Annotated in this window: 20 protein-coding genes and 2 tRNA genes; 12 read left to right on the top strand and 10 right to left on the bottom strand. The window is 70.7% G+C overall.

What is annotated here, in order from left to right; genetic code table 11:
- Positions 1-14: 14 nt before the first annotated feature.
- The 8 genes from cueR (at position 15) to N790_RS00215 (ending at position 6,980) form a co-directional block, all read left to right on the top strand.
- Positions 15-464 (top strand): Cu(I)-responsive transcriptional regulator, encoded by a 450-nt coding sequence (gene cueR / locus N790_RS00250; protein WP_052385534.1) that lies wholly within the window; start codon positions 15-17, stop codon positions 462-464.
- Positions 461-1,717, top strand: coding sequence for an MFS transporter (locus N790_RS00245; protein WP_043799410.1), 1,257 nt, complete (start codon positions 461-463; stop codon positions 1,715-1,717). Before cueR ends, N790_RS00245 begins: the two co-directional genes overlap by 4 nt.
- Before the next feature lie 59 nt (positions 1,718-1,776).
- Positions 1,777-2,427: a glutathione S-transferase family protein gene (locus N790_RS14990; protein WP_052385533.1), complete on the top strand. Its 651-nt coding sequence runs from the start codon at positions 1,777-1,779 to the stop codon at positions 2,425-2,427.
- A 90-nt stretch (positions 2,428-2,517) separates the two neighbouring features.
- Positions 2,518-3,006, top strand: coding sequence for a macro domain-containing protein (locus N790_RS00235; RefSeq protein ID WP_043799408.1), 489 nt, complete (start codon positions 2,518-2,520; stop codon positions 3,004-3,006).
- Positions 3,007-3,088: 82 nt separating this feature from the next.
- Positions 3,089-3,427, top strand: a complete 339-nt coding sequence (locus N790_RS00230) for a hypothetical protein (protein ID WP_043799406.1) — start codon at positions 3,089-3,091, stop codon at positions 3,425-3,427.
- Between the two features lie 96 nt (positions 3,428-3,523).
- The gene (locus N790_RS00225) at positions 3,524-5,167 is read left to right on the top strand and encodes a TolC family protein (protein ID WP_043799404.1); all 1,644 of its coding nucleotides are present in this window, start codon (positions 3,524-3,526) and stop codon (positions 5,165-5,167) included.
- Entirely contained in the window at positions 5,164-6,477 is a 1,314-nt protein-coding gene (locus N790_RS00220) for a multicopper oxidase family protein (RefSeq protein ID WP_084062409.1), read from the top strand. Before N790_RS00225 ends, N790_RS00220 begins: the two co-directional genes overlap by 4 nt.
- Positions 6,478-6,494: 17 nt before the next feature.
- A complete protein-coding gene (locus tag N790_RS00215; protein WP_084062406.1) occupies positions 6,495-6,980 on the top strand; it encodes a DUF411 domain-containing protein in 486 nt (161 codons plus the stop codon).
- Positions 6,981-6,999: 19 nt separating this feature from the next.
- On the opposite strand, the gene N790_RS00210 is transcribed toward N790_RS00215, so the two are convergent.
- Both N790_RS00210 and N790_RS00205 read right to left on the bottom strand, forming a co-directional pair.
- Complete coding sequence (locus N790_RS00210; protein ID WP_043799401.1) at positions 7,000-7,995, bottom strand: NADPH:quinone reductase; 996 nt, start codon at positions 7,993-7,995, stop codon at positions 7,000-7,002.
- Between the two features lie 19 nt (positions 7,996-8,014).
- A complete protein-coding gene (locus N790_RS00205; protein ID WP_043799399.1) occupies positions 8,015-11,017 on the bottom strand; it encodes an autotransporter domain-containing protein in 3,003 nt (1,000 codons plus the stop codon).
- Between the two features lie 101 nt (positions 11,018-11,118).
- Between N790_RS00205 and N790_RS00200 the strand changes: the two genes are divergently transcribed.
- Positions 11,119-11,568 carry a MerR family transcriptional regulator gene (locus N790_RS00200; protein ID WP_084062404.1) on the top strand — a complete coding sequence of 150 codons (450 nt, stop codon included), beginning with the start codon at positions 11,119-11,121 and terminating at the stop codon, positions 11,566-11,568.
- Here the strand turns inward: N790_RS00200 and N790_RS14985 are convergent.
- From N790_RS14985 to ppsR, 5 genes are all read right to left on the bottom strand, one after another.
- A complete protein-coding gene (locus N790_RS14985) occupies positions 11,565-12,242 on the bottom strand; it encodes a 4'-phosphopantetheinyl transferase family protein (protein WP_052385532.1) in 678 nt (225 codons plus the stop codon). The genes N790_RS00200 and N790_RS14985 overlap by 4 nt on opposite strands.
- A 76-nt stretch (positions 12,243-12,318) precedes the next feature.
- Positions 12,319-12,394: transfer RNA gene (locus N790_RS00190), tRNA-Glu, on the bottom strand.
- A gap of 20 nt (positions 12,395-12,414) precedes the next feature.
- Positions 12,415-12,490, bottom strand: a tRNA-Ala gene (locus tag N790_RS00185).
- Positions 12,491-12,533: 43 nt separating this feature from the next.
- Positions 12,534-13,031: a DUF1249 domain-containing protein gene (locus N790_RS00180; protein ID WP_043799394.1), complete on the bottom strand. Its 498-nt coding sequence runs from the start codon at positions 13,029-13,031 to the stop codon at positions 12,534-12,536.
- A 41-nt stretch (positions 13,032-13,072) separates the two neighbouring features.
- Positions 13,073-13,894: a posphoenolpyruvate synthetase regulatory kinase/phosphorylase PpsR gene (ppsR, locus tag N790_RS00175; protein WP_043799391.1), complete on the bottom strand. Its 822-nt coding sequence runs from the start codon at positions 13,892-13,894 to the stop codon at positions 13,073-13,075.
- A 161-nt stretch (positions 13,895-14,055) separates the two neighbouring features.
- On the opposite strand from ppsR, the gene ppsA reads away from it, so the two are divergent.
- Positions 14,056-16,428: a phosphoenolpyruvate synthase gene (gene ppsA / locus N790_RS00170; RefSeq protein ID WP_043799390.1), complete on the top strand. Its 2,373-nt coding sequence runs from the start codon at positions 14,056-14,058 to the stop codon at positions 16,426-16,428.
- Positions 16,428-17,327, top strand: a complete 900-nt coding sequence (locus N790_RS00165; protein WP_052385531.1) for a mechanosensitive ion channel family protein — start codon at positions 16,428-16,430, stop codon at positions 17,325-17,327. Before ppsA ends, N790_RS00165 begins: the two co-directional genes overlap by 1 nt.
- 6 nt (positions 17,328-17,333) lie before the next feature.
- On the opposite strand, the gene orn is transcribed toward N790_RS00165, so the two are convergent.
- Positions 17,334-17,897: an oligoribonuclease gene (gene orn / locus N790_RS00160; RefSeq protein WP_043799387.1), complete on the bottom strand. Its 564-nt coding sequence runs from the start codon at positions 17,895-17,897 to the stop codon at positions 17,334-17,336.
- A gap of 67 nt (positions 17,898-17,964) precedes the next feature.
- Here orn and N790_RS00155 point away from each other — a divergent pair, with 67 nt between their 5' ends.
- On the top strand, positions 17,965-18,432 hold the full coding sequence (locus N790_RS00155) for a DUF2721 domain-containing protein (RefSeq protein WP_043799384.1): 468 nt from the start codon (positions 17,965-17,967) through the stop codon (positions 18,430-18,432).
- A gap of 1 nt (position 18,433) precedes the next feature.
- On the opposite strand, the gene tadA is transcribed toward N790_RS00155, so the two are convergent.
- Together tadA and guaA are read right to left on the bottom strand one after the other, a co-directional pair.
- Positions 18,434-18,910, bottom strand: coding sequence for a tRNA adenosine(34) deaminase TadA (tadA, locus tag N790_RS00150; protein WP_043799382.1), 477 nt, complete (start codon positions 18,908-18,910; stop codon positions 18,434-18,436).
- Positions 18,907-20,475, bottom strand: coding sequence for a glutamine-hydrolyzing GMP synthase (gene guaA / locus N790_RS00145; RefSeq protein WP_043799381.1), 1,569 nt, complete (start codon positions 20,473-20,475; stop codon positions 18,907-18,909). Before guaA ends, tadA begins: the two co-directional genes overlap by 4 nt.
- Positions 20,476-20,482: the final 7 nt, after the last annotated feature.

Here is a 20,482-nt window from a genome sequence, read left to right as displayed (position 1 = left end):
ACGGAGCCCCTTCCATGGCACGCCACGCCATCCGCCCCGAACTGTCCGAAGCCAAGGACCAGGGCCTGCACAACATCGGTGAAGCCTCGGCGCTCACCGGGGTGTCGGCCAAGATGATCCGGCACTACGAGGCCATCGGCCTGATCCCGCCGGCCAGCCGCACCTTCGCCAACTACCGGCTCTACAACGAAGCCGACCTGCATCGCCTGCGCTTCATCCGGCGCGCCCGCAACCTGGGGTTCCCGATGAAGCAGATCGAAGTGCTGCTGGGCCTGTGGGGCGACCCGAAGCGCAGCAGCGCCGAAGTGAAGCGGCTGGCACAGGCCCATTCCGACGAGCTGGCCGCGCGCATCGCCGAGATGCAGGCCATGCAGCGCACGCTGCAGTCGCTCGCCGAACATTGCCACGGCGACCATCGGCCCGAGTGCCCCATCCTCGACGACCTCGCCGGGCCCGCGCATTGAACGCGCTGGTCCACGGCATCCGTCCGAACGTGGTGCAGTTCCTGCACCAGCTGCTGCAGGTGCTGCTGGTGGGCCTGACGCTCGGGATGATGCGCACCGTGGTGCCGGCGCTGGCGGAAACCGAGTTCGGCGTGCCGCGGGGGTCCTTCCTGCTGCTGGGCACCTTCGTCATCGCCTTCGGCGTGGTGAAGGGCGTGATGAACTTCGTCGCCGGCCGCCTATCCGAACGCCTGGGCCGGCGCCGCGTGCTGGTGCTGGGCTGGCTGGTGGCACTGCCCATCCCGGGCCTGGTGTGGTTCGCGCCCGGCTGGGGCTGGATCGTCTTCGCCACCATCCTGCTGGGCGTGAACCAGGGCCTGACCTGGTCGATGACCCAGACCTCCAAGCTCGACCTCACCCGCCCCGACGAGCGCGGGCTGACGATCGGCCTCAACGAATTCGCAGGGTACGCCGGCGTGGCGCTGGCGGGCCTGGCCACGGCATGGCTGGCCACCGCGTTGGGCGCGCGCACCGGCCTGCTGGTGTTCGGCGGCGGCACCGTGCTGGTGGCGCTGGGGCTGACGCTGGCCTGGGTGAAGGACACCCTGCCCTGGGCCCGGCAGGACGCGGCCCGCCACGCAGCCGCCGACGACACGCCGGTGCCCGGCACCTGGGACGTCTTCGCGCGCGTGTCCTGGCGCGACCGCCGGCTGATGGCGGTGTGCCAGGCCGGCCTGGTCGAGAAATTCGTCGACGCGCTGGTTTGGGTGATGCTGCCGCTGTTCCTTTACCAGCGCGGGCTCAGCCTGCCTTCGGTCGGCGGCGTGGTCGGCGTTTACGGCCTGGCGTGGGGCGGCTCGCAGTTGTTCACCGGGAAATTGTCGGACCACGTGGGCCGGCAGTGGCCGAACGTGCTGGGCATGTTCACCTGCGGCGGCGGCGTGGCCCTGATGGTGCTGGGCGAAGGCGTCGCGTGGTGGAGCGTTTCGGCGGCGGTGACGGGCCTGGGCATGGCCCTGCTCTACCCCAACCTTTCCGCCGCGGTGGCCGACGTGGCGCCGCCGGCGTGGCGCGGCACGGCGATCGGCATCTACCGGTTCTGGCGCGACCTGGGTTACGGCGTGGGTGCCCTGGGGCTGGGGCTGGCCGCGCAGCTGGGCGGCGACATGGCCGCCGCCTTCTGGTTCGTGGCCCTGGCCATGTTTGCCTCGGGCACGCTGCTGGCCTGGTTCGGCGAAGAAACGCACACCGGCCTGCGCCGCCCCGGCGCTTGACCTTCCCATGCCGTCAGGGCGCAGCATGGCGCACCTGACCTCCGCCCCGGAAAACCGCCATGCATGAGTTCGTCCTGTTCTACTCCCCCGGCGCCTGTTCGCTGGCGGTGCACGCCGCGCTGGAACACGCCGGCGCCGCCTACGAGGCGGTGAACGTGGACCTGCGCCAGAAACTGCAGCTGGCGCCGGAATACCTGCGCCTGAACCCGCAGGGACGCGTGCCCACCCTGGTGGTCGACGGGCGGCCGCTTACCGAAGCCGTGGCCATCGCCGACTTCCTCGACCGCCGTTTCCCGGAAGCCGGCCTGCTGCCGCACGGCGATTTCGACCGTGCGCTGGCCATGGCCGCGATACAGCGCCTCTCGAGCGACATCCATCCGCTCTACCGCGCGCTGTGGATTCCCGGTTGGTTCTCCGACGATCCCGCCGCGCACGATGCGCTCAAGGCCACCGCCACGCGCCGCCTGCTCGAGTTCTACGCCGAACTCGACCGCCGCCTGGGCGAAGGCAGCTGGGGGCCCGGCGAACCCGCCGGTTTCCTCGCCTTCTACACCGCGGTGTTCCTGCGCTGGAGCGCGGCCGTGGCGCCCGGCGGGCTAGGCCCGCACTGCGAGGCGCTGCGCCAGCACCTGTCGCAGCACCCGTCACTGGCCGAAGTGGTGGCCCGCGAGGGCGTGCGCCTGGACAGCCTCAAGCGCCTCACCGACTGAACCCGCGGATTGATGCCGGTCAAGGCCGCCGGGCGTCGGCAGGCGGAACATGGAATCCACCAGTCACGGCCATCGCGCCAGGGAGTTCACATGATCCGTTACGTCACCGGCGACATCCTGCTCAGCCAGGCCAACGCCATCGCGCATGGCGTCGCGCCCAACGACGACTTCAACCAGGGCCTGGCCCTTTCGCTGCGCGAGTTCTCGCCGGCGATGTACAAGGATTTCCGCCACTTCTGCCAGTCCACGCACCCCAAGCCGGGCACGCTGTGGAGCTGGGGTGGCGCCGGCGGTGCGCGCATCGTCGCGCTGTTCACCCAGGAAGGCGCGTATGGCCACGGCGCCAAGCCCGGCCGCGCCACCACCGCCAACGTCAACCACGCGCTGCGCGCGCTGGCGCACGAAGTGCAGAAGGAAGGTTGGGCCAGCCTCGCCCTGCCCCGCCTGGCCACCGGCGTGGGTGGCCTGGACTGGGCCGAGGTGAAGCCGCTCATCGAGCAGCAGCTGGGCGGCCTTGGCATCCCGGTGATCGTGTACGAGACCTACCACAAGGGCGAACCGGCACAGGAAGGCCTGTAAGCCCGCGGCGGGCGTGGCGCTTGACCTTCCAACGGGGTCAGGCGCCACGCTGGTTTCACCGCGACCGTTGTAGACTTCCCCCATGCCGCTGCTGCGCACCCTCGCCCACCTGATGCTTGCCCTGGCCCTGCTGGCCGGCGGCATGGCGCCGGGCATGGCCGGTGCCGGCGAACCTTCCGGCGATGCCGCGATGGCCTCGCCCTGCCACGGCGCCGACGGCGACCTCGTGGATCCGCCCCCGGCCGATTGCTGCGACGAGGGCGGCGCCTGCCCCTGCGACTGCCTGCACCACGCGCCGGTGGCCTTCGCTGCCGCGGAATCCCTGCCCCACCTGCCCGTGCGCGGCGTCGACGAACGACCCGCCGCCAGCGCCCTGCCCGCCACCAGCGCGGCGCCCGAGATCCGACCTCCCATCGCCTGATCGCCGCCGGCGGGCCCTGGCCCGCCACCTTGCGACACGCCCGGCATCCGCCGGGCCACCCGGTTTTGCCGGGAACGATTGACCGGAGATCAAACCATGACCGTTCTGCTTGCCCGCGCCGGACTGGCGCTGGCGCTCGCCACCGCCCTGGGCGGTTGCGCCACCCTCGCCCCGCAGCCGCGCGGCGACGACATCACGCCCCTGCTCGAAGCCCGAGGCGGCCCGGCCGTCGACTGGGCCGCGCAGGCCGGCCGCAGTGACGCCGGCGACGTCGCCATCGCACCGCTGCTGGCCAAACCCATGACCCTCGAGGCGGCGCTGCGCGTCGCCATGCTGCGCAGCCCGCGCCTGCAGGAGGAATACGCCCGCCTCGGCCTCGCCCGCGCCGAAGTGATCGAGGCCGTGCAGGTGGAAAACCCGCGGATCTCCTTCTCGCGCATGTCGCTCGACAGTGGCGGCGAGAAGCGCGCCACCGGGCTCTCCCTGCCCCTGCTCGACCTGCTGGTGCTGCCCATGCGCGCCCGCCTGGCGAACGCCGAATACGAGCGCGCCAGGCTCGAGATCGCGTCGGCGGTGCTGGGCGTGGTGGCCGAGGTCGAGGCCGCCTGGTACGAACACGTGACCGCCGCCCAGGTGGCGGCCATGCGCGAGGCCGTGGCCGAAGGCGCCGACGCCAGCGCGGAGCTGGCGCAGCGCTTCTTCGACGCCGGCAACATCAGCGAGCTGCAGCTGCGGCAGGAGCAGGCGGTGGCCAGCGAGGCGCGCATCGACGCGCTGCGCGCCCGCGCCGAAGCGGGCCGCAAGGCCCTGGCCCTGCATTCCCTGCTGGGCCTGCGCGGCGAAGAGACCGCCTGGCAGGCCAGCGACACGCTGCCGCTGCCGGTGCCCGAGGAAGACGCTCCGGAACTGCTGGCGAAGCTGGCCCGCGACGGCAACCTGGAATTGCTGGCCGCCCGCCAGGAAGCCGACGTGCTGGCCGACGCGCTGGGCATCACCCGCAAGCTGCGCTGGCTGGGCGGCAGCGAAATCGGCTACGAGCGCGAGAAGGAAGCCGAAGGCGAGCGCCTGCGCGGCCCCTCGATTTCGCTCGAGCTGCCGGTGTTCAACCAGGGCCAGGGCAAGCTGGCGCGCGCCGAGGCGCAGCTGGCCGGCGCGCTGGCCCGCGTGGCGCAGGCCGAGCTTTCCAGCGAACACGCCGTGCGCCAGGGCGCGGAGACCGTGGCGGCGCTGCGCCGCGTGGTCGCCACCCATCGCGAATCGCTGGTGCCGCAGCGCGAGGCCATCGTGGCCCGCCAGCAGGAGCGCCAGAACTTCATGCTCATCGGCGTGTTCGAGCTGATCCAGGCCAAGGTGGCGGAATACGACGCCTACCAGGCCTACCTGGAGGCGGTGCGCGACTACTGGCTGGCCCGCGTCGAGCTGGCCCATGCCGTGGGCCAGCGCCTGCCCAGCGACGCCGGCATCGGCGAACGCACGCCGGGCGTGCAGGACATCCTGGCGCCGCCGGCCGCGGGAGGGCACGAAGGCATGGACCATTCGCAGCACGGTGGCATGGACCACTCGATGCACGAAGGCATGGACCACTCCAAGCACGAGGGCATGGACCATTCCAAACACCAGGGCATGGACCACTCGGGCCACGACATGCCCGAACCGGAGCCTGAGCCGGAGCCGGAGCCCGAAAAATCCGATACCGAAGCAGAAGACGAACACGCCCACCACCACGGAGCCACGCCATGAAACTCACCCGACGCAACCTGCTGATCGGCGCCGGGGCCGGCCTGGTCACCGGCACCGCCGCCCCCGCGCTGGCGCAATCGGGCGGCCATGAAGGCCACGCCATGCCCGAATCCGCGCCGCTGCCGCCGCGCCGCGACGGTGGCAAGGTGCGCACGCTCAACGGCTGGTCGCTGCCGCACCGGATGGTCGGCGGCGTGAAGGAATTCCACCTCGTCGCCGAGGAGTTCGAGCACGAATTCGCGCCGGGCTCGAAAGCCCTGTGCTGGGGCTACAACGGCGGCACGCCGGGCCCCACGATCGAAGCCGTGGAAGGCGACCGCGTGCGCATCCTGGTCACCAACCGGCTGCGCGAACCCACCACCATCCACTGGCACGGCCTGATCCTGCCCAGCGGCATGGACGGCGTCGGCGGACTGAGCCAGCCGAAGATCGGCCCGGGCGAAACCTTCGCCTACGAATTCACGCTGCAGCAGCACGGCACGCACATGTACCACCCGCACGCCGACGAGATGGTGCAGATGGCCATGGGCATGATGGGCCTGTTCATCATCCACCCGCGCGGCGGCGACCACGTGGACCGCGACTACGCGCTGCTGCTGCACAACTTCGCCCTGCACCCCGGCACCCGCCGCCCCGACCCGGCGGTGATGCAGGATTTCGACCTGTGGACCTTCAACTCCAAGGTCTTCCCCGCGATCGAACCGATGGTGGCGCGCACCGGCGAACGCGTGCGCATCCGCGTGGGCAACCTGAGCATGTGGAACCACCCGATCCACCTGCATGGCGTGCAGTTCGAGGTGACCGGTTCCGACGGCGGCCGCTGGCCGAAGTCGCAGTGGCGGCGGGAAGTGACCGAGATCGTCGGCGTCGGCCAGATGCGCGACATCGAATTCACCGCCGTGCCCGGCGACTGGGCCTTCCACTGCCACATGTCGCACCACACCATGGGGCCGATGGGCCACGACATCCCGAACACGCTGGGCGTGGACCAGTCGGGCGTGGAGGAGAAGATCCGCCGGATGCTGCCGGGCTACATGGCCATGGGCCAGGACGGCATGTCGGAGCACCAGGACCATACCGACAGTGGCCACATGAAGGGCCCGGAAAACACGCTGGCGATGATGGCCGGCAAGGGGCCGTTCGGAAACATCGAAATGGGCGGCATGTTCACCGTGGTCAAGGTGCGCGACGACCTGGCCCCGGGCGATTTCAGCGACCCGGGCTGGTACCGCAACCCGCCCGGCACCGTGGCCAGCCGCGTCAGCACCGACCCCGCGTACGGCGCGCCCGTGCGCCGCAAGACGACCTGATCCGAAGGAGTACGACCATGAAGCGTTTCCGCACCACGCTTGCCCTGCTGGCCTGCCTGCTCGCCGCGCCCGTCGCGACCGCCGCGCCGCCGAACGCCAGCCCCGTCGACAACGCCCTGCCCCTGGTCACCGTGCACAAGAGCCGCTATTGCGGCTGCTGCGTGAAGTGGGTCGAACACATGCGCGCCGAAGGCTTCGAGGTGCGCGTGGTCGAGACCGAGGACATGGGCCCGGTGAAGCAGCGCGTCGGCATCCCGCCGGCCAAGGGCTCCTGCCACACCGCCGAAGTGGAGGGCTATTTCGTCGAAGGCCACGTGCCCGCGGCCGACGTGAAGCGCCTGCTGGCCGAACGCCCGAAGGCGCGCGGCCTCACGGTGCCTGGCATGCCGGCCGGTTCGCCGGGTATGGAAACGCCGGACGGCCGCGTGCAGCCCTACACCGTCGAGCTGATCAGCCCCGACGGCAAGGCCACGCCCTACGCGCGCCACGGCGGCGCGCAGTAAGCCCGGGCAGCGGGGAGGCTCAGGCCTCCCCGGACACCGACAGCACCACGTTGCCGGCCACCTGGCCGGTTTCCACCGCGGCATGCGCGTCGGCGATGCGCTCCAGCGGCAGCCGCAGCGCGATGTTGTGGCTGAGCGCGCCCGCGCCCAGCCACTGCGAAAGCTGCCGCTCGCAGCGCTGGCGATCGTCCGGCGCGAGGTGGTAGACGATGAAGAAGGCCAGCTGCAGGTTTTTCAGGATGCCCGGCACGAACGGCACCCTTGCCTCGGGCTGGCCGCTGCCGTACACCACCGCGATGCCGCCCGTGGCCAGCATGGCAAAGTCGTGCGTGGCGTTGGCGGCGAGGTCCACTTCGATGATGCGCTGCACGCCCTCGCCGCCGGTGAGCGCCAACACGCGCGCCACCAGGTCTTCGCGGCGGTAGTCCACCACCGCGTGCGCGCCGGCTGCCAACGCCAGCGCGGCTTTTTCCGGCGAGCTGACGCTGGCGATCACCTGCGATGCGCCAGCCAGCCGCGCCATCTGCACGGCGTAATGGCCCACCGCGCCGGCGCCGCCGGCCACCAGCACGCGCTGGCCGGCCACGCCGCCGTAACCGGTGACGGCATGGCAGGCAGTGAGCGCGGGAATGCCCAGGCAGGCGCCGGCCTCGAGCGGCACGCCGTCGGGCAGGCGCACGGCCTGCGCCGAGGGCAGCACCACGTAGTCGGCGGCGGTGCCGTCAGGGCGGCCCCAGGCGGCGTTCCACAGCCAGACGCGTTGGCCGATGCGTTCGGCCGACACGCCCTCGCCCACCGCGTCGACGACGCCGGCGCCGTCGCTGTGCGGCGACACCTGCGGGAATGGCAGCGCCGATGATCGGGTGCCGGCGCGGCTTTTGGTGTCGGACGGGTTCACGCCCGACCACGCGACGCGCACGCGCACTTCGCCGGGGCCGGCCACGGGGACCGGCGCCTCGGTGAGCGTGAGCACGTCGCCGGCGGGGCCGGTGCGGGTGTAGACGACCTTGCGCATGGCTGCCTCCCGGCAGGCGTCAGAAACGGACGCGGGCCGAGAGCATGCCGCCGAGCCCCTCGGTGTCGCCAAAGGCCTGCTCGACGCGGGCACCGAGTTCGGTGCGGCCGAACCGCTTCGACACGGCCAGGCCCAGGCGGCCGTGGGTGGACGCGCCGTCGCGTTCAACCAGGACCGTATCGTCCACGATGTCCAGCCGCGCCTCGCCGTCGTCGCCGGCGTCACGGCCCAGGGCCACGTCCACCGTCCACTGGAACGGCAGCGAGCTGCGCCCGGCGTAGTTGCCCAGCGCGAGGCCGATACCGGCGGCCAGTGAACTTCCGCCGGCCAGGTCCACGCGTCCCGCATTGCCCGACAGCACCGGCAGGTCCACGTCGGTCCACTGCAGGTTCGCCGACGGCTGCAGCCACAGGCTGCCCATCGCGATGCGGCGGCCGAATTCCAGCGCCGTGCCGACCACGCGCGCGACCTGCTCGCCGTGGATGCCGACGCTGGTCCAGCGCGTGTCCAGGTCCAGCCAGTCGGCGCGCAGCAGCGCCTGGCCGTACCAGCCCTGCGCGCCGTCCCAGGCGGCGTAGGCACCCAGGTGCTGGCCGTCGAACTCGCTGCGGTCGCCGTTGCCGAAGCGCATGTCGGACCGGCCGGCGCCGCCGAGCGCGCCCACGCGCCAGGCGCCGGTGGCGTATTCCACGCCCACCTGCACGCCGTCGTGCGAACCGTCCCAGGCCACGTCGCGGCGGCCCTGCGCACTGCGTGCGCGGCCTTCCTGGTCGGTTTCACCGCCCATTACCTGCGCCCAGGCGGACAAACCGTCTTCGCCGCCGCCGCGCCGGCCCTGCGACCAGGCGTCCACGCCGGCGCGCCACAGCGCGCGGGCGCCGTCGGCGACAAAGGCCGTGCGGTAGGCGCGTTCGCCCAGTTCGCTTTCCAGCGACCACGTGCGGTCCACCGCGTCGAAATCCAGGCCCAGGTCCATGAAGCCCAGGGCGGTCTGGGCCAGCACGAACTCCCCGCCCGTCGCCGTGCCCGTGGCCCGGGCCAGCACCGGGCCGTCCAGGCCCAGGCCGCTCGCGGCCTGGAGCAGGTTCAGCTCGATGACGGTGGTGCCCGAGGCGCTGCCCACTTCCAGGGTGTCCGCGCTGCCGCCGGCCAGCAGGGAAACATCGAGCGCGACACGCGACGTGCCGCCGCCCACCAGCTCGCCGGAGAACGACATCAGGTCGCCGGTGCGGTGGTTCACCAGGCTGATGCGGCCGGCGTTCTCCAGGCGCTCCAGGCCGTCCACCCGCACCGAGGCAGCGGGCCCGGCCAGTGGCGCCAGCGCCAGCAGGCCGCGGTTGACCAGGCGGTCGGCGCCGTCGCCGAAGTCGCTGGTGCCCTCGAGGTAGATGCGGCCGTCGTTGGCCAGGACGTCTACGCCCTCGCTCAGCTGGAACGGCCCCCACAGGCGGCCCGTGGCGGCGACGCGGATGTCGGAGCCACCGCCACTGACCTGCAGCGATGGGCCTTCGCCGCCCAGCACGATGCCGGCGATGTCCACCCGGGTCCCGGTGCCCGAGTGGGCCATGATGCCGGCCAGGCTGCCGAACACGAAGGCGTTCTCATGCACGTCCACCCGGACGCCGCCCTCGATGCTTTCGCTGAGGATGGCCGGGCCGTTGAGCGCCACCACTTCGTCGAGCACCTCGATCCGCGTGTCGCCCGACCAGGTGCTGGTGGCGATGGCCGCGGTCAGGTCGCCGCCTTCGAAATGCGAGATGACGCTGCCGACCACCAGGTGCTGGTTGCCCTCGCCGGTGCCCACCACGATGCCCGATGACCCGTTGCCGAAGGCTTCGATGCGGTCCACCACGATGGACACGTCGCCGCCGGCGAAGGCGCCGACGCCGGCGCTGTATTCGCCGTAGGTGCGCACCGTGCCCAGTTGGAAGTCCACGGCGCCGCCGGTCTCGGCGCTGATGCCGGTGGACCAGTCGCCGCCGGCTTCGATGGACCCGACTTCCGCGCGGATGTTTCCGTCCAGGGAAAGCAGCTGCAGGCCGTCGGCGATGAAGCCGTTGGTCTGCACGCTGTCGGCGCGCACGTCGATGTCGGCGTAGGTGTCGACGAAGATGCCGCGGGCGACGTCGCCGAACACGCCGACGTTGCCGGCCTCGATGCTGACGTCGCCGGTGTCGCTGCCGGCGAAGATGCCGACGATCTCGCCGCCGTCCATCCAGACGTCGCCGGCGCGGATGTCGATGTCGCCGCTGAGGGTCAGCGCGCGGATGCCTTCGCTGCGGTGGCCGGCGATGGCAATGCTGCCGACGTCGACGTCGATGGCGCCGCTGTCGGAAATGGCGAACACGCCCTGGCTGTAGAGCGCGTCCTGGACGTGGATCTCGCCGACCGAGACGGCGATGTCGCCGGTGACGGTGCCGGCCACCACGCCCGCGCCGCCGGCGCCGCCGTGGAGCTCGCGCGCGGTGACCGAAACGTTTCCGGTGAAGCTTTCGGCCTGGATGGCGATGTCGGCGGCCACGCGATCGGCCACCACGCTGACGTCGCCGCCGCCGGAAAGCGCGGCGATGCCGTGCAGGCCGCCCTGGACCTGGTCGGCCACCACCGACACGCGGCCGCTGGTGGACGCGACCTCGATCGCCGGCGCCACCCCGCCGACCACCTCGGTGCCGGCTTCCGCGGTGAAACGGACCTCGCCGTCACCCATCACGGCCACCGAGCCATGCACCTGCGCGCCGCTGCCCAGCACGACCTCGAAGTCCTGGACGCCCTGGTAGTCGATGCCCTCGTAGGGTTCGGCACCCGGGGCGCAGGTTACCGTGCCGCCCGGGGCGGCGGCGCCGCATTCTTCGGCGGCCAGCGCCGAAAGCGGCTGCAGCGCGGCCAGGCCGACCAGGCCCGCGAACGCGACGCGACCGAGCGCGGCGCCGCGCCAGTAGGAGGCAATGGCCAGGGCCAGCGGCGCGCGGCGCGCCGCGATGCCGCGGGCCCGGGTCCGGTGCAGCGGATGGTTCGTTTCCAAGCGTGTTCTCCAGTAGTCGAAGGCTCCCCGAGCCTCGATCCTGGGGCTTGCCACCGTGGCAGGCTCAATAGCCAGGAAGTCACCTTCGGCGGACCACCGGAATGGCGCTGGCTGCACTCGACGACGTGTTCGCGCCATGGAGAATCGGTGCCATGAACATCGGCAAGGTTTCCAAGCTCACCGGGCTCAGCGCCCGCATGATCCGGCACTACGAAGCCCAGGGCATCCTGCATTCGCCGCGCAGGCGCGAGTCCGGCCACCGCGACTATGGCGCCGAGGAGATCCGCACCCTCCGCTTCATCCGCAATGCCCGCGACCTGGGCTTCCGCATCGCCGACATCGGCCGGTTGATCGAACTCTCGCGCCTGGGCCCCTGCGGCAGCACCGCGATCGAGGCCCTGGTGGCCGAGCGCCTGCGCGAGCTGCGCCGGCAGGAGGACGAAATCCAGGCCAACCGGCGCCGGCTGGAACATCTGCTGCAGATGCCGCCGCCCGCGACGCCCGGTTGCGCCCTGGTGGGCCTGCTGGCAGGCGAGCTGGTGCCGGCCTAGGCCTGGCAGCTCCAGGCGGTGGCCGGCCCCGCCGGCAGGGCCGCGCCCCCCACGTGCATGCCGCGCCAGCCGGCCAGGGCCAGGCAGCCCTGCCCGGCCGGCCACGACAGCGCGTCGGCTTCCCCGGGGTCGCAGGGCACCAGGTCCAGGCGCCGGAACACCGCCCGCTGCACGCCTTCGCCGCTGCGTTTGCCCTGGGCTTCCAGCAGCGCCCAGGCTTCGCGGAAACGGCGGTCGCGGCCTGCTTCGCCATCGCCCAGCACCCAGGCGGCCGTGGCCGGGGAAAACAGCCGGCGCGCCAGGTCGGCCCAGTCGCGCCGGTCCGGCGCCAGTTCGAGGTCGACACCGATGGGGCGCTCCGCGACCGCGGCGGCCACCTGGTCGTGGCTGTGGCTGAGCGAGAGGCAGAGCCGGCGCCCGCCGGGGCCAACAAGCTCGCGGCGCTGCGCCGCGGCGACATGGAAGTGCCAGTCGGGCGGTTCGCCGCCGGCGAACGCCGCGGCCAGTTGGCGGGCCAGGACGTGCCCGGCCAGGAACTGGGCGCGGCGCGGGCCCGCGGCGATGGCGGCGAGGCGGTCGCGCTCCTCGCCACCGAGCCAGCCGGGCATCGCCGGCACCGAGGCGATCGGCAGCAGCGCCAGCAGCACGTCGTGGTCGCGGAAATCGGCAGGCATGGCGGGCATCTTCGCACCAGGCGGCGGGCAAAAAGAAAGCCCGGCCGGAGCCGGGCTTTCTGGACATCACTGATGATGGCGTCCCCACGGGGATTCGAACCCCGGTCGCTACCGTGAAAGGGTAATGTCCTAGGCCTCTAGACGATGGGGACAGCGTGCCGCTTTGATTCGGTGGTGGAGCTAATCGGGATCGAACCGATGACCTCTACAATGCCATTGTAGCGCTCTCCCAGCTGAGCTATAGCCCCACCGAAGGAAGAAGCGAAAGTTTAGACAGGCGCCAAACGTTCGTCAAGCACATGCCGCACTTTTTTTGTCGGCCGGCGTTTCGCCGGTGTCCGACAGGGTGTGGGGACCGTGCCCCTGCCCTTCAAGATAGTCGAGCCATTTGTTGAGGAAACTGTTCATGCGCAGGCGGTGGCTGACCATGGCCTGCACGCTGGGGCGCAGGCCCAGCACGTCCTGCCAGTGGCGGCCGACGTAGCAGTGCGTCACTTCGGCCTGGCGCGCGTCCCGGTACAGGCGCACGTAGGCCGAAGGATCGGGCTGGCCGGTGGCGGCGTCGAGCATGCGGTAGCTCAGGCGCAGCTCGACGGTGTAGGGGTGCTGTGCCAGCACGTCCACCTGCAGTTCCAGGCCGCCCGGCACGCTGGAAACATAGCGCCCCTCGGCCAGCGCCTGCGGCTGGAACATGCGCGTGAGGCGCTGGAAATTCTCGCCGTAAAGGCCCATCAGCCACTCGAAGCGGCTCAGGCGCGGCAGTCCGTTTTTCAGGTGCGTTGCGGGCATGGGCCGATGCTAGCACGCAGCCCGGCGCCGGCCCGCGGGGCTCAGAACATGTGCCGGTGGATGCCCAGGTTGGCCAGCACCTTGCCCGCGATTTCCTCGATCGAAGTGTGGGTCGTGCTGAGCACCGGAATGTTCTCCTGGCGGAACATGGCCTCGGCCGCCACCACTTCCGAGCGGCAAGTTTCCAGGGTGGCGTAGCGTGAATTCGGCCGGCGTTCCTGGCGGATCTGCTGCAGCCGCGCCGGGTCGATGGTCAGGCCGAACAGCTTGCGCCGGTGGGCGCGCAGGCGTTTGGGCAGTTCGCGGCCTTCCAGGTCCTCGACGGTAAGCGGGTAGTTGGCGGCCTTCACGCCGTAGTGGAGGGCCATGTACAGGCAGGTGGGCGTCTTGCCCGAGCGCGACACGCCGACCAGGATGACGTCGGCGTCGTCGTAGTGGATGTCCATGCCGTCGTCATGGGTGAGCGCGTAGTTGGTGGCGTTGATGCGCTGTTCGTAGGCGGCGAAGTCCACGAGGCCGTGGGCGTGGCCGACCCGGGGGTGGCGCACCCGGCCCAGTTCCTGCTCGAGCGGGCTGATGAAGGGGGCGAACACGTCCAGCATCAGGGCGCCGCTGCTGGCCAGCAGGGCGTTGAGCTCTTCGTCCACCACCGTGTTCACCACCACGGGGCGGCAGCCGGTGGCTTCGCCGGCGGCCCGGATCTCGGCCACGGCGGCCTCGGCCTTCTCCACGCTGTCGACGAAGGCGATGCGCCGGCTGGCGAATTCGACCCCGCTGAACTGGGTCAGCAGGCTGTGGCCGATGGTCTCGGCGGTGATGCCGGTGCCGTCGGAAACGTAGAAAATCGGCCGAACCCCTTCCATGCCCTGCCCCCGCCTGCGGCACCGGTCTCCCGGCGCACGAATCCCTAGACAATTCAAGCTTGTATGGCTTGCCCTCGGGTCGCATCATATACAGCTTGAACCCATCGCACGCGGGGCCCGCCGCTCTGGCCGCCCCCACTCCCGAGCGCACGGAGACCGCATTGAACGCCGACGTCCTTTGGCTGCACGAACTCCGCCTCTCCGACCTGGCCCAGGTCGGCGGCAAGAACTCCTCGCTCGGCGAGATGATCGGCCAGCTGGCCCACCTCGGCGTTTCGGTGCCCGGCGGCTTCGCCACCACGGCCCACGCCTTCCGTGAATTCATCGCCCACAACAACCTGCACCAGCGCATCTATGACCGCCTGGCCGCGCTGGATGTCGAGGACGTGGACGCCCTGGTCGCCGCCGGCGGCGAGATCCGCGGCTGGGTCATCGACGCCCCGCTGCAGCCGCAGCTCGACCAGGCCATCCGCGAGGCCTACCGCAAGCTCTGCGCCGAAGCCGGCGCCGCCGACCTGGCCGTGGCCGTGCGCTCCTCCGCCACCGCCGAGGACCTGCCGGACGCCAGCTTCGCCGGCCAGCAGGAGACCTTCCTCAACGTCACCGGCGAGGACGACGTCGTCCACAAGGTGAAGGAAGTCTTCGCCAGCCTCTACAATGACCGCGCCATCGCGTATCGCGTGCACCACGGCTTCAAGCACGAGGACGTGTTCCTCTCGGCCGGCGTGCAGCTGATGGTGCGCTCCGACATCGGCGCCTCGGGCGTGCTGTTCACGCTCGACACCGAATCCGGTTTCCGCGACGTGGTGTTCGTCACCTCCAGCTACGGCCTGGGCGAAATGGTCGTGCAGGGTGCGGTGAACCCGGACGAGTTCTACGTCTACAAGCCCACGCTGCAGGCCGGCAAGCCGGCCATCCTGCGCCGCACGCTGGGCAGCAAGCTGATCCGCATGGTGTATTCCGACAAGCCCGGCGAACGCGTGCGCATCGAGGACACGCCGGCCGACCTGCGCCGCGGCTTCTCGGTCACCGACGCCGACGTCGAGGAACTGTCGCGCCAGGCGCTCGTCATCGAGAAGCACTACGGCCGCCCGATGGACATCGAGTGGGCCAAGGACGGCAACACCGGCAAGCTCTACATCGTGCAGGCGCGCCCGGAAACGGTGAAGTCGCGCGCCCACGCCACCCAGATCGAGCGCTACGCCCTCGCCGCCCGCGGCGAGGTGCTCAGCGAGGGCCGCGCCATCGGCCACAAGATCGGCGCCGGCACCGCCCGCGTGGTGCGCAGCCTGGCCGAGATGAGCAAGTTCCAGCCCGGCGACGTGCTGGTGGCCGACATGACCGACCCCGACTGGGAGCCGATCATGAAGCGCGCCGCCGCCATCGTCACCAACCGCGGCGGCCGCACCTGCCACGCGGCCATCATCGCCCGCGAGCTGGGCGTGCCGGCCGTGGTGGGCACCGGCGACGCGATGCAGTCCATCCCCGACGGCGCCGAAGTCACCGTCAGCTGCGCCGAGGGCGACACCGGCTACATCTACGCCGGCCAGCTCGGCTTCGAGGTCACCACCACCGACCTCGGCAACATGCCGCCCGCGCCGCTCAAGATCATGATGAACGTCGGCAACCCGGAGCGCGCCTTCGACTTCGCGCAGCTGCCCAACCAGGGCATCGGCCTGGCGCGCCTGGAGTTCATCATCGCCCGCCAGATCGGCGTGCACCCGCGTGCCCTGATCGAATACGACAAGCAGCCGGCCGAGCTGAAGAAGCAGATCGACCAGATCACCGCCGGCTACGCCGACCCGGTGAGCTTCTACGTCGAGCGCCTGGCCGAGGGCATCGCCACCCTCACGGCGGCGTTCGCGCCGAACGCGGTCATCGTGCGCCTGTCGGACTTCAAGTCCAACGAATACGCCAACCTGGTCGGCGGCAAGGCCTACGAGCCGCACGAAGAAAACCCGATGATCGGCTTCCGCGGCGCCTCGCGCTACGTGCACCCCGACTTCCGCGACTGCTTCGCGCTGGAGTGCCGGGCCGTGCGCAAGGTGCGCGACGAGATGGGCCTGACCAACTGTTGGATCATGATCCCGTTCGTGCGCACCCTCGACGAAGGCCGCGCGGTGATCGCGGCGCTCGAGGCCAACGGCCTCAAGCGCGGCGAGAACGGCCTGAAGGTGATCATGATGTGCGAGGTGCCCTCGAACGCGCTGCTGGCCGACGAGTTCCTCGAGCTCTTCGACGGCTTCTCGATCGGTTCCAACGACCTGACCCAGCTCAGCCTGGGCCTGGACCGCGATTCCGGCATCGTCGCCCACCTGTTCGACGAGCGCGACCCGGCGGTGAAGAAGCTGCTGTCCATGGCCATCGGCGCCGCCCGCGCCAAGGGCAAGTACATCGGCATCTGCGGCCAGGGTCCGTCCGACCACCCCGACCTGGCCGAGTGGCTGATGCAGCAGGGCATCGAGTCGGTGTCGCTCAACCCCGACACCGTGATCGACACCTGGCTGCGCCTGGCCAAGCTCAAGGCCAGCTGATGGCGGCACCGGCCACGCTCGCCGAACTCACCGGCAACGCAGGCGACTTCCTCGGTCGCCTGGCTTCCTCGGAATGGCTGTGGCGCATCGGCGTGGCGCTGGCGATCGCGCTGGTGGGGATGTGGCTGGCGCGGCTGCTGGCCAAGGGCCTGGACCGCGTGATGACGCGGGTGGGCATGGACCTGATCCTGCGCGATTTCCTGCGCAACATCGCCTACGTGGTGCTGCTGGTGGTGGTGCTGGTGGCCGCGCTCGATGCGCTGGGCGTGCCCACCACCTCGCTGCTGGCGGTGCTGGGCGCCGCCGGCCTGGCCATCGGCCTGGCACTGAAGGATTCGCTGTCGAACATCGCCTCGGGCGTGATGCTGATCGTGCTGCGGCCGTTCCGCGCCGGCGACGCGGTGCAGATCGCCGGGCAGGAAGGCGTCGTCGAGCGCGTGGGCATCTTCCAGACCGTGCTGCGGGCCTACCAGAACCACGACATCACCCTGCCCAACAGCGAAGTCACCACCTCGCCCATCGTGAACTTCACCTCGCGCGGCGAGCGACGCATCGACCTGCCGGTGGGCGTGGGCTACGGCGACGACATCCGCCACGCGCGCGCGGTGCTGCTGGGCCTGGCCAAGGCGCACCCGCGGGTGCTGGCCACGCCGGAAACCGACGTGCTGGTCAGCGGCCTGGGCGAAAGCAGCGTCAACCTGGTGCTCCGCGCCTGGGTGAAGACGCCGGATTTCGTCACCGTGCGCAGCGACCTGACCGAAGCGATCCACCGCGACTTCGCCCAGGCGGGCGTGTCCATCCCCTTCCCGCAGCGCGACCTGCACGTGTACCACCACGACGCCGACGGGCGCCCGCTGGCGCAGGTGACGGCGGCGGTGGAAGACACCGACCGCGGCTGAGCGGCGTCAGGGCGCCGGCTGGCCGCCGAGCTTGCCCATGTGCTGGCGGTAGTGCGCCAGTTCCTTCACCGACTCGCGGATGTCCGACAGCGCCGTGTGCGCGCCCACCTTCCCCACCCCGGCCAGCACGTCCGGCGCCCAGCGGCGCGCCAGCTCCTTGAGCGTGGAGACGTCGAGGTTGCGGTAGTGGAAGTAGCGCTCCAGCCGCGGCATGTGCCGCACCAGGAAACGCCGGTCCTGGCAGATCGAGTTGCCGCAGATCGGCGATTTCCCGGCCGGCACCCATTCGCTGAGGAAGGCCACCGTCATCGCCTCGGCCTGGGCCATGGTCACCGTGCTGTCGAGCACGCGCTGCCACAGGCCCGAACGCGAATGCGTGCCACGGTTCCACTCGTCCATGGCCTCGAGCCGTTCCAGCGGATGCCGGATGGCGAGCTCGGGGCCTTCGGCCAGCACGTTGAGCTGGCTGTCGGTGACCAGGGTGGCGATCTCGAGCACCGAATCGGTGTCGGGGTCGAGGCCGGTCATCTCGAGGTCGATCCAGATCAGGTTCTGTTCGTGCGCGGGCATGGGGCTATGGCGGCGTGGTTGCGATGGCCGCATGATACCCCGCGCTTCCCACCACGCAGGCCCCACCATGTTCCCCGCGGACAACCTGGACCACTACCGCATCCTCTCGTCCATGCTGGCCCCCGCCCTGCTGATGGCCGCGACCGGTTCGCTGCTGATCTCGGCCAACAACCGCCTGGCGCGCGTGGTCGACCGCCTGCGTTCGCTGGTGGGCCAGCTCGACGGCAGCTCGCCCCAGCACCGCCCCGAACTCGAGCTGCAGATCAGCCGCCACCGCGTGCGCTCCAAGCACGTGCTGCGCGCCTGCGTGATGCTCTATGTGTCGCTGGGCTGCTTCGTGGGCACCAGCCTGGCGCTGGCGGTGGACGCCTTCAGCGGCTTCCGGCTGGGCCTGGCGCCGACGGTGCTGGCGGTGGCCGGCGTGCTGGGCCTGCTGCTGGCCAGCTTCTTCCTCACGCTCGAGGTGGTGCTGGCGGTGCGCAACTTCAGCGCCGAGCTGGACCTGGAAATGACCCGCCGCGGCCGGAAGGACTGAATCAGAGCCCCGGGCGGGCCCGCTTGCGGCGGAAATACTCGGTCAGGCGCGACCCCGCTTCTTCCGCCAACACGCCGCCCTCGGCCTGCAGCCGGTGGTTGTGGCGGGAATCGGTGAGCAGGTTGAAGACGCTGCCGGCGGCGCCGGTCTTGGGGTCGCTGGCGCCGTACACCACCCGTGCCAGCCGGGCGTGCACCATGGCCATCGAGCACATGGCGCAGGGCTCGAGCGTGACGTAGAGCGTGCAGCCGGTGAGCCGGTAGTTGCCCAGGGCCTGGCCGCCGCGGCGCAGGGCCACGATCTCGGCGTGGGCGGTGGGGTCGTTCTCGGTGATGTTGCGGTTCCAGCCCTCGGCGACGAGCTCGCCGCCGGGGCCGACCAGCACCGCGCCCACCGGGACCTCGCCTTCCTGTTCGGCCCGGTCGGCCAGCGCCAGCGCGTGGCGCATCCAGTCTTCGTCGCTGCGGGGTTCGCTCATTCCCACTCGATGGTCGCGGGCGGCTTGCCGCTGATGTCATAAACTACGCGAGAAATATCGCGTATCTCATTGATAATACGGCGAGAAACCGTGTCGAGGAAGTCGTAGGGCAAGTGCGCCCAGTGCGCCGTCATGAAGTCCACGGTCTCGACCGCGCGCAGCGCGATCACCCACTCGTAGGCGCGGGCGTCGCCGACCACGCCCACCGACTTCACCGGCAGGAACACCGCGAAGGCCTGCGAGGTCTTGTCGTACCAGCCGGCCTTGCGCAGCTCCTCGATGAAGATGGCGTCGGCGCGGGCCAGCAGTTCGGCATAGTCGCGCTTCACTTCGCCCAGGATGCGCACGCCGAGGCCCGGGCCGGGGAACGGATGGCGGTAGACCATCTCGCGCGGCAGGCCCAGTTCGACGCCGATGCGGCGAACCTCGTCCTTGAACAGCTCGCGCAGCGGTTCCACCAGGCCCAGCTTCATGTGCTCGGGCAGGCCGCCCACGTTGTGGTGGCTCTTGATGACGTGGGCCTTGCCGGTCTTGGAGCCGGCCGACTCGATCACGTCGGGGTAGATCGTGCCCTGGGCCAGCCACTTCACGTTGCGCAGCTTGGCCGATTCTTCCTCGAAGATCTCGACGAACAGGCGGCCGATGATCTTGCGCTTGGCCTCCGGGTCGGACACGCCGGCCAGGGCTTCGAAATAGCGGTCGGCGGCGTTGACGCGGATGACCTTCACGCCCATGTGCTCGGCGAACATCGCCATCACCTGGTCGCCTTCCTGCCAGCGCAGCAGGCCGGTGTCGACGAACACGCAGGTCAGGCGCTCGCCGATGGCCTTGTGCAGCAGGGCCGCCACCACCGAGGAGTCGACGCCGCCGGACAGGCCCAGCAGCACCTCGTCCTGGCCCACCTGGGCGCGCACGCGCTGGATCTGGTCCTCGATGATGTTGGCCGCGGTCCACAGCGTGGCGCAGCCGCAGATCTCCACCGCGAAGCGGCGCAGCATCTGCTCGCCCGACTTGGTGTGGGTCACTTCCGGGTGGAACTGCACGCCGTACCAGCGGCGGGCTTCGTCGGCCATGGCGATGATGGGCACCGACGCGGTGCGCGCCGTGACTTCGAAACCGTCGGGGATGCGGGTGACGCGGTCACCGTGGCTCATCCACACGTCCAGGCGCGGCGGGCTGCCGGCGTGGTCCTTGAGGCCGTCGAGCAGCGAGCATTCGGCCGTGACCTCGACCTCGGCGTAGCCGAACTCGCGGTGGTGGCCGCCCTCGACCAGGCCGCCGAGCTGCATGGCCATGGTCTGCATGCCGTAGCAGATGCCCAGGATCGGCACGCCGGCGTCGAACACCGCCTGCGGCGCGCGCGGCGAGCCCGCTTCGGTGGTCGATTCCGGGCCACCCGAGAGGATGATGCCCTTGGCGCCCCAGGCGGCGATCTCGGCCGGGTCGTGGTCCCAGGCCCAGATTTCGCAGTAGACGCCGAACTCGCGGATGCGGCGGGCGATCAGCTGCGTGTACTGGGCGCCGAAGTCGAGGATGAGGATCTTGTCGCCGTGGATGTCGGTCATGTGGTGG

Source organism: Arenimonas malthae CC-JY-1, from assembly GCF_000747075.1.
Lineage (GTDB): Bacteria > Pseudomonadota > Gammaproteobacteria > Xanthomonadales > Xanthomonadaceae > Arenimonas > Arenimonas malthae.
This window is presented reverse-complemented; position numbering and strand designations above follow the sequence as displayed.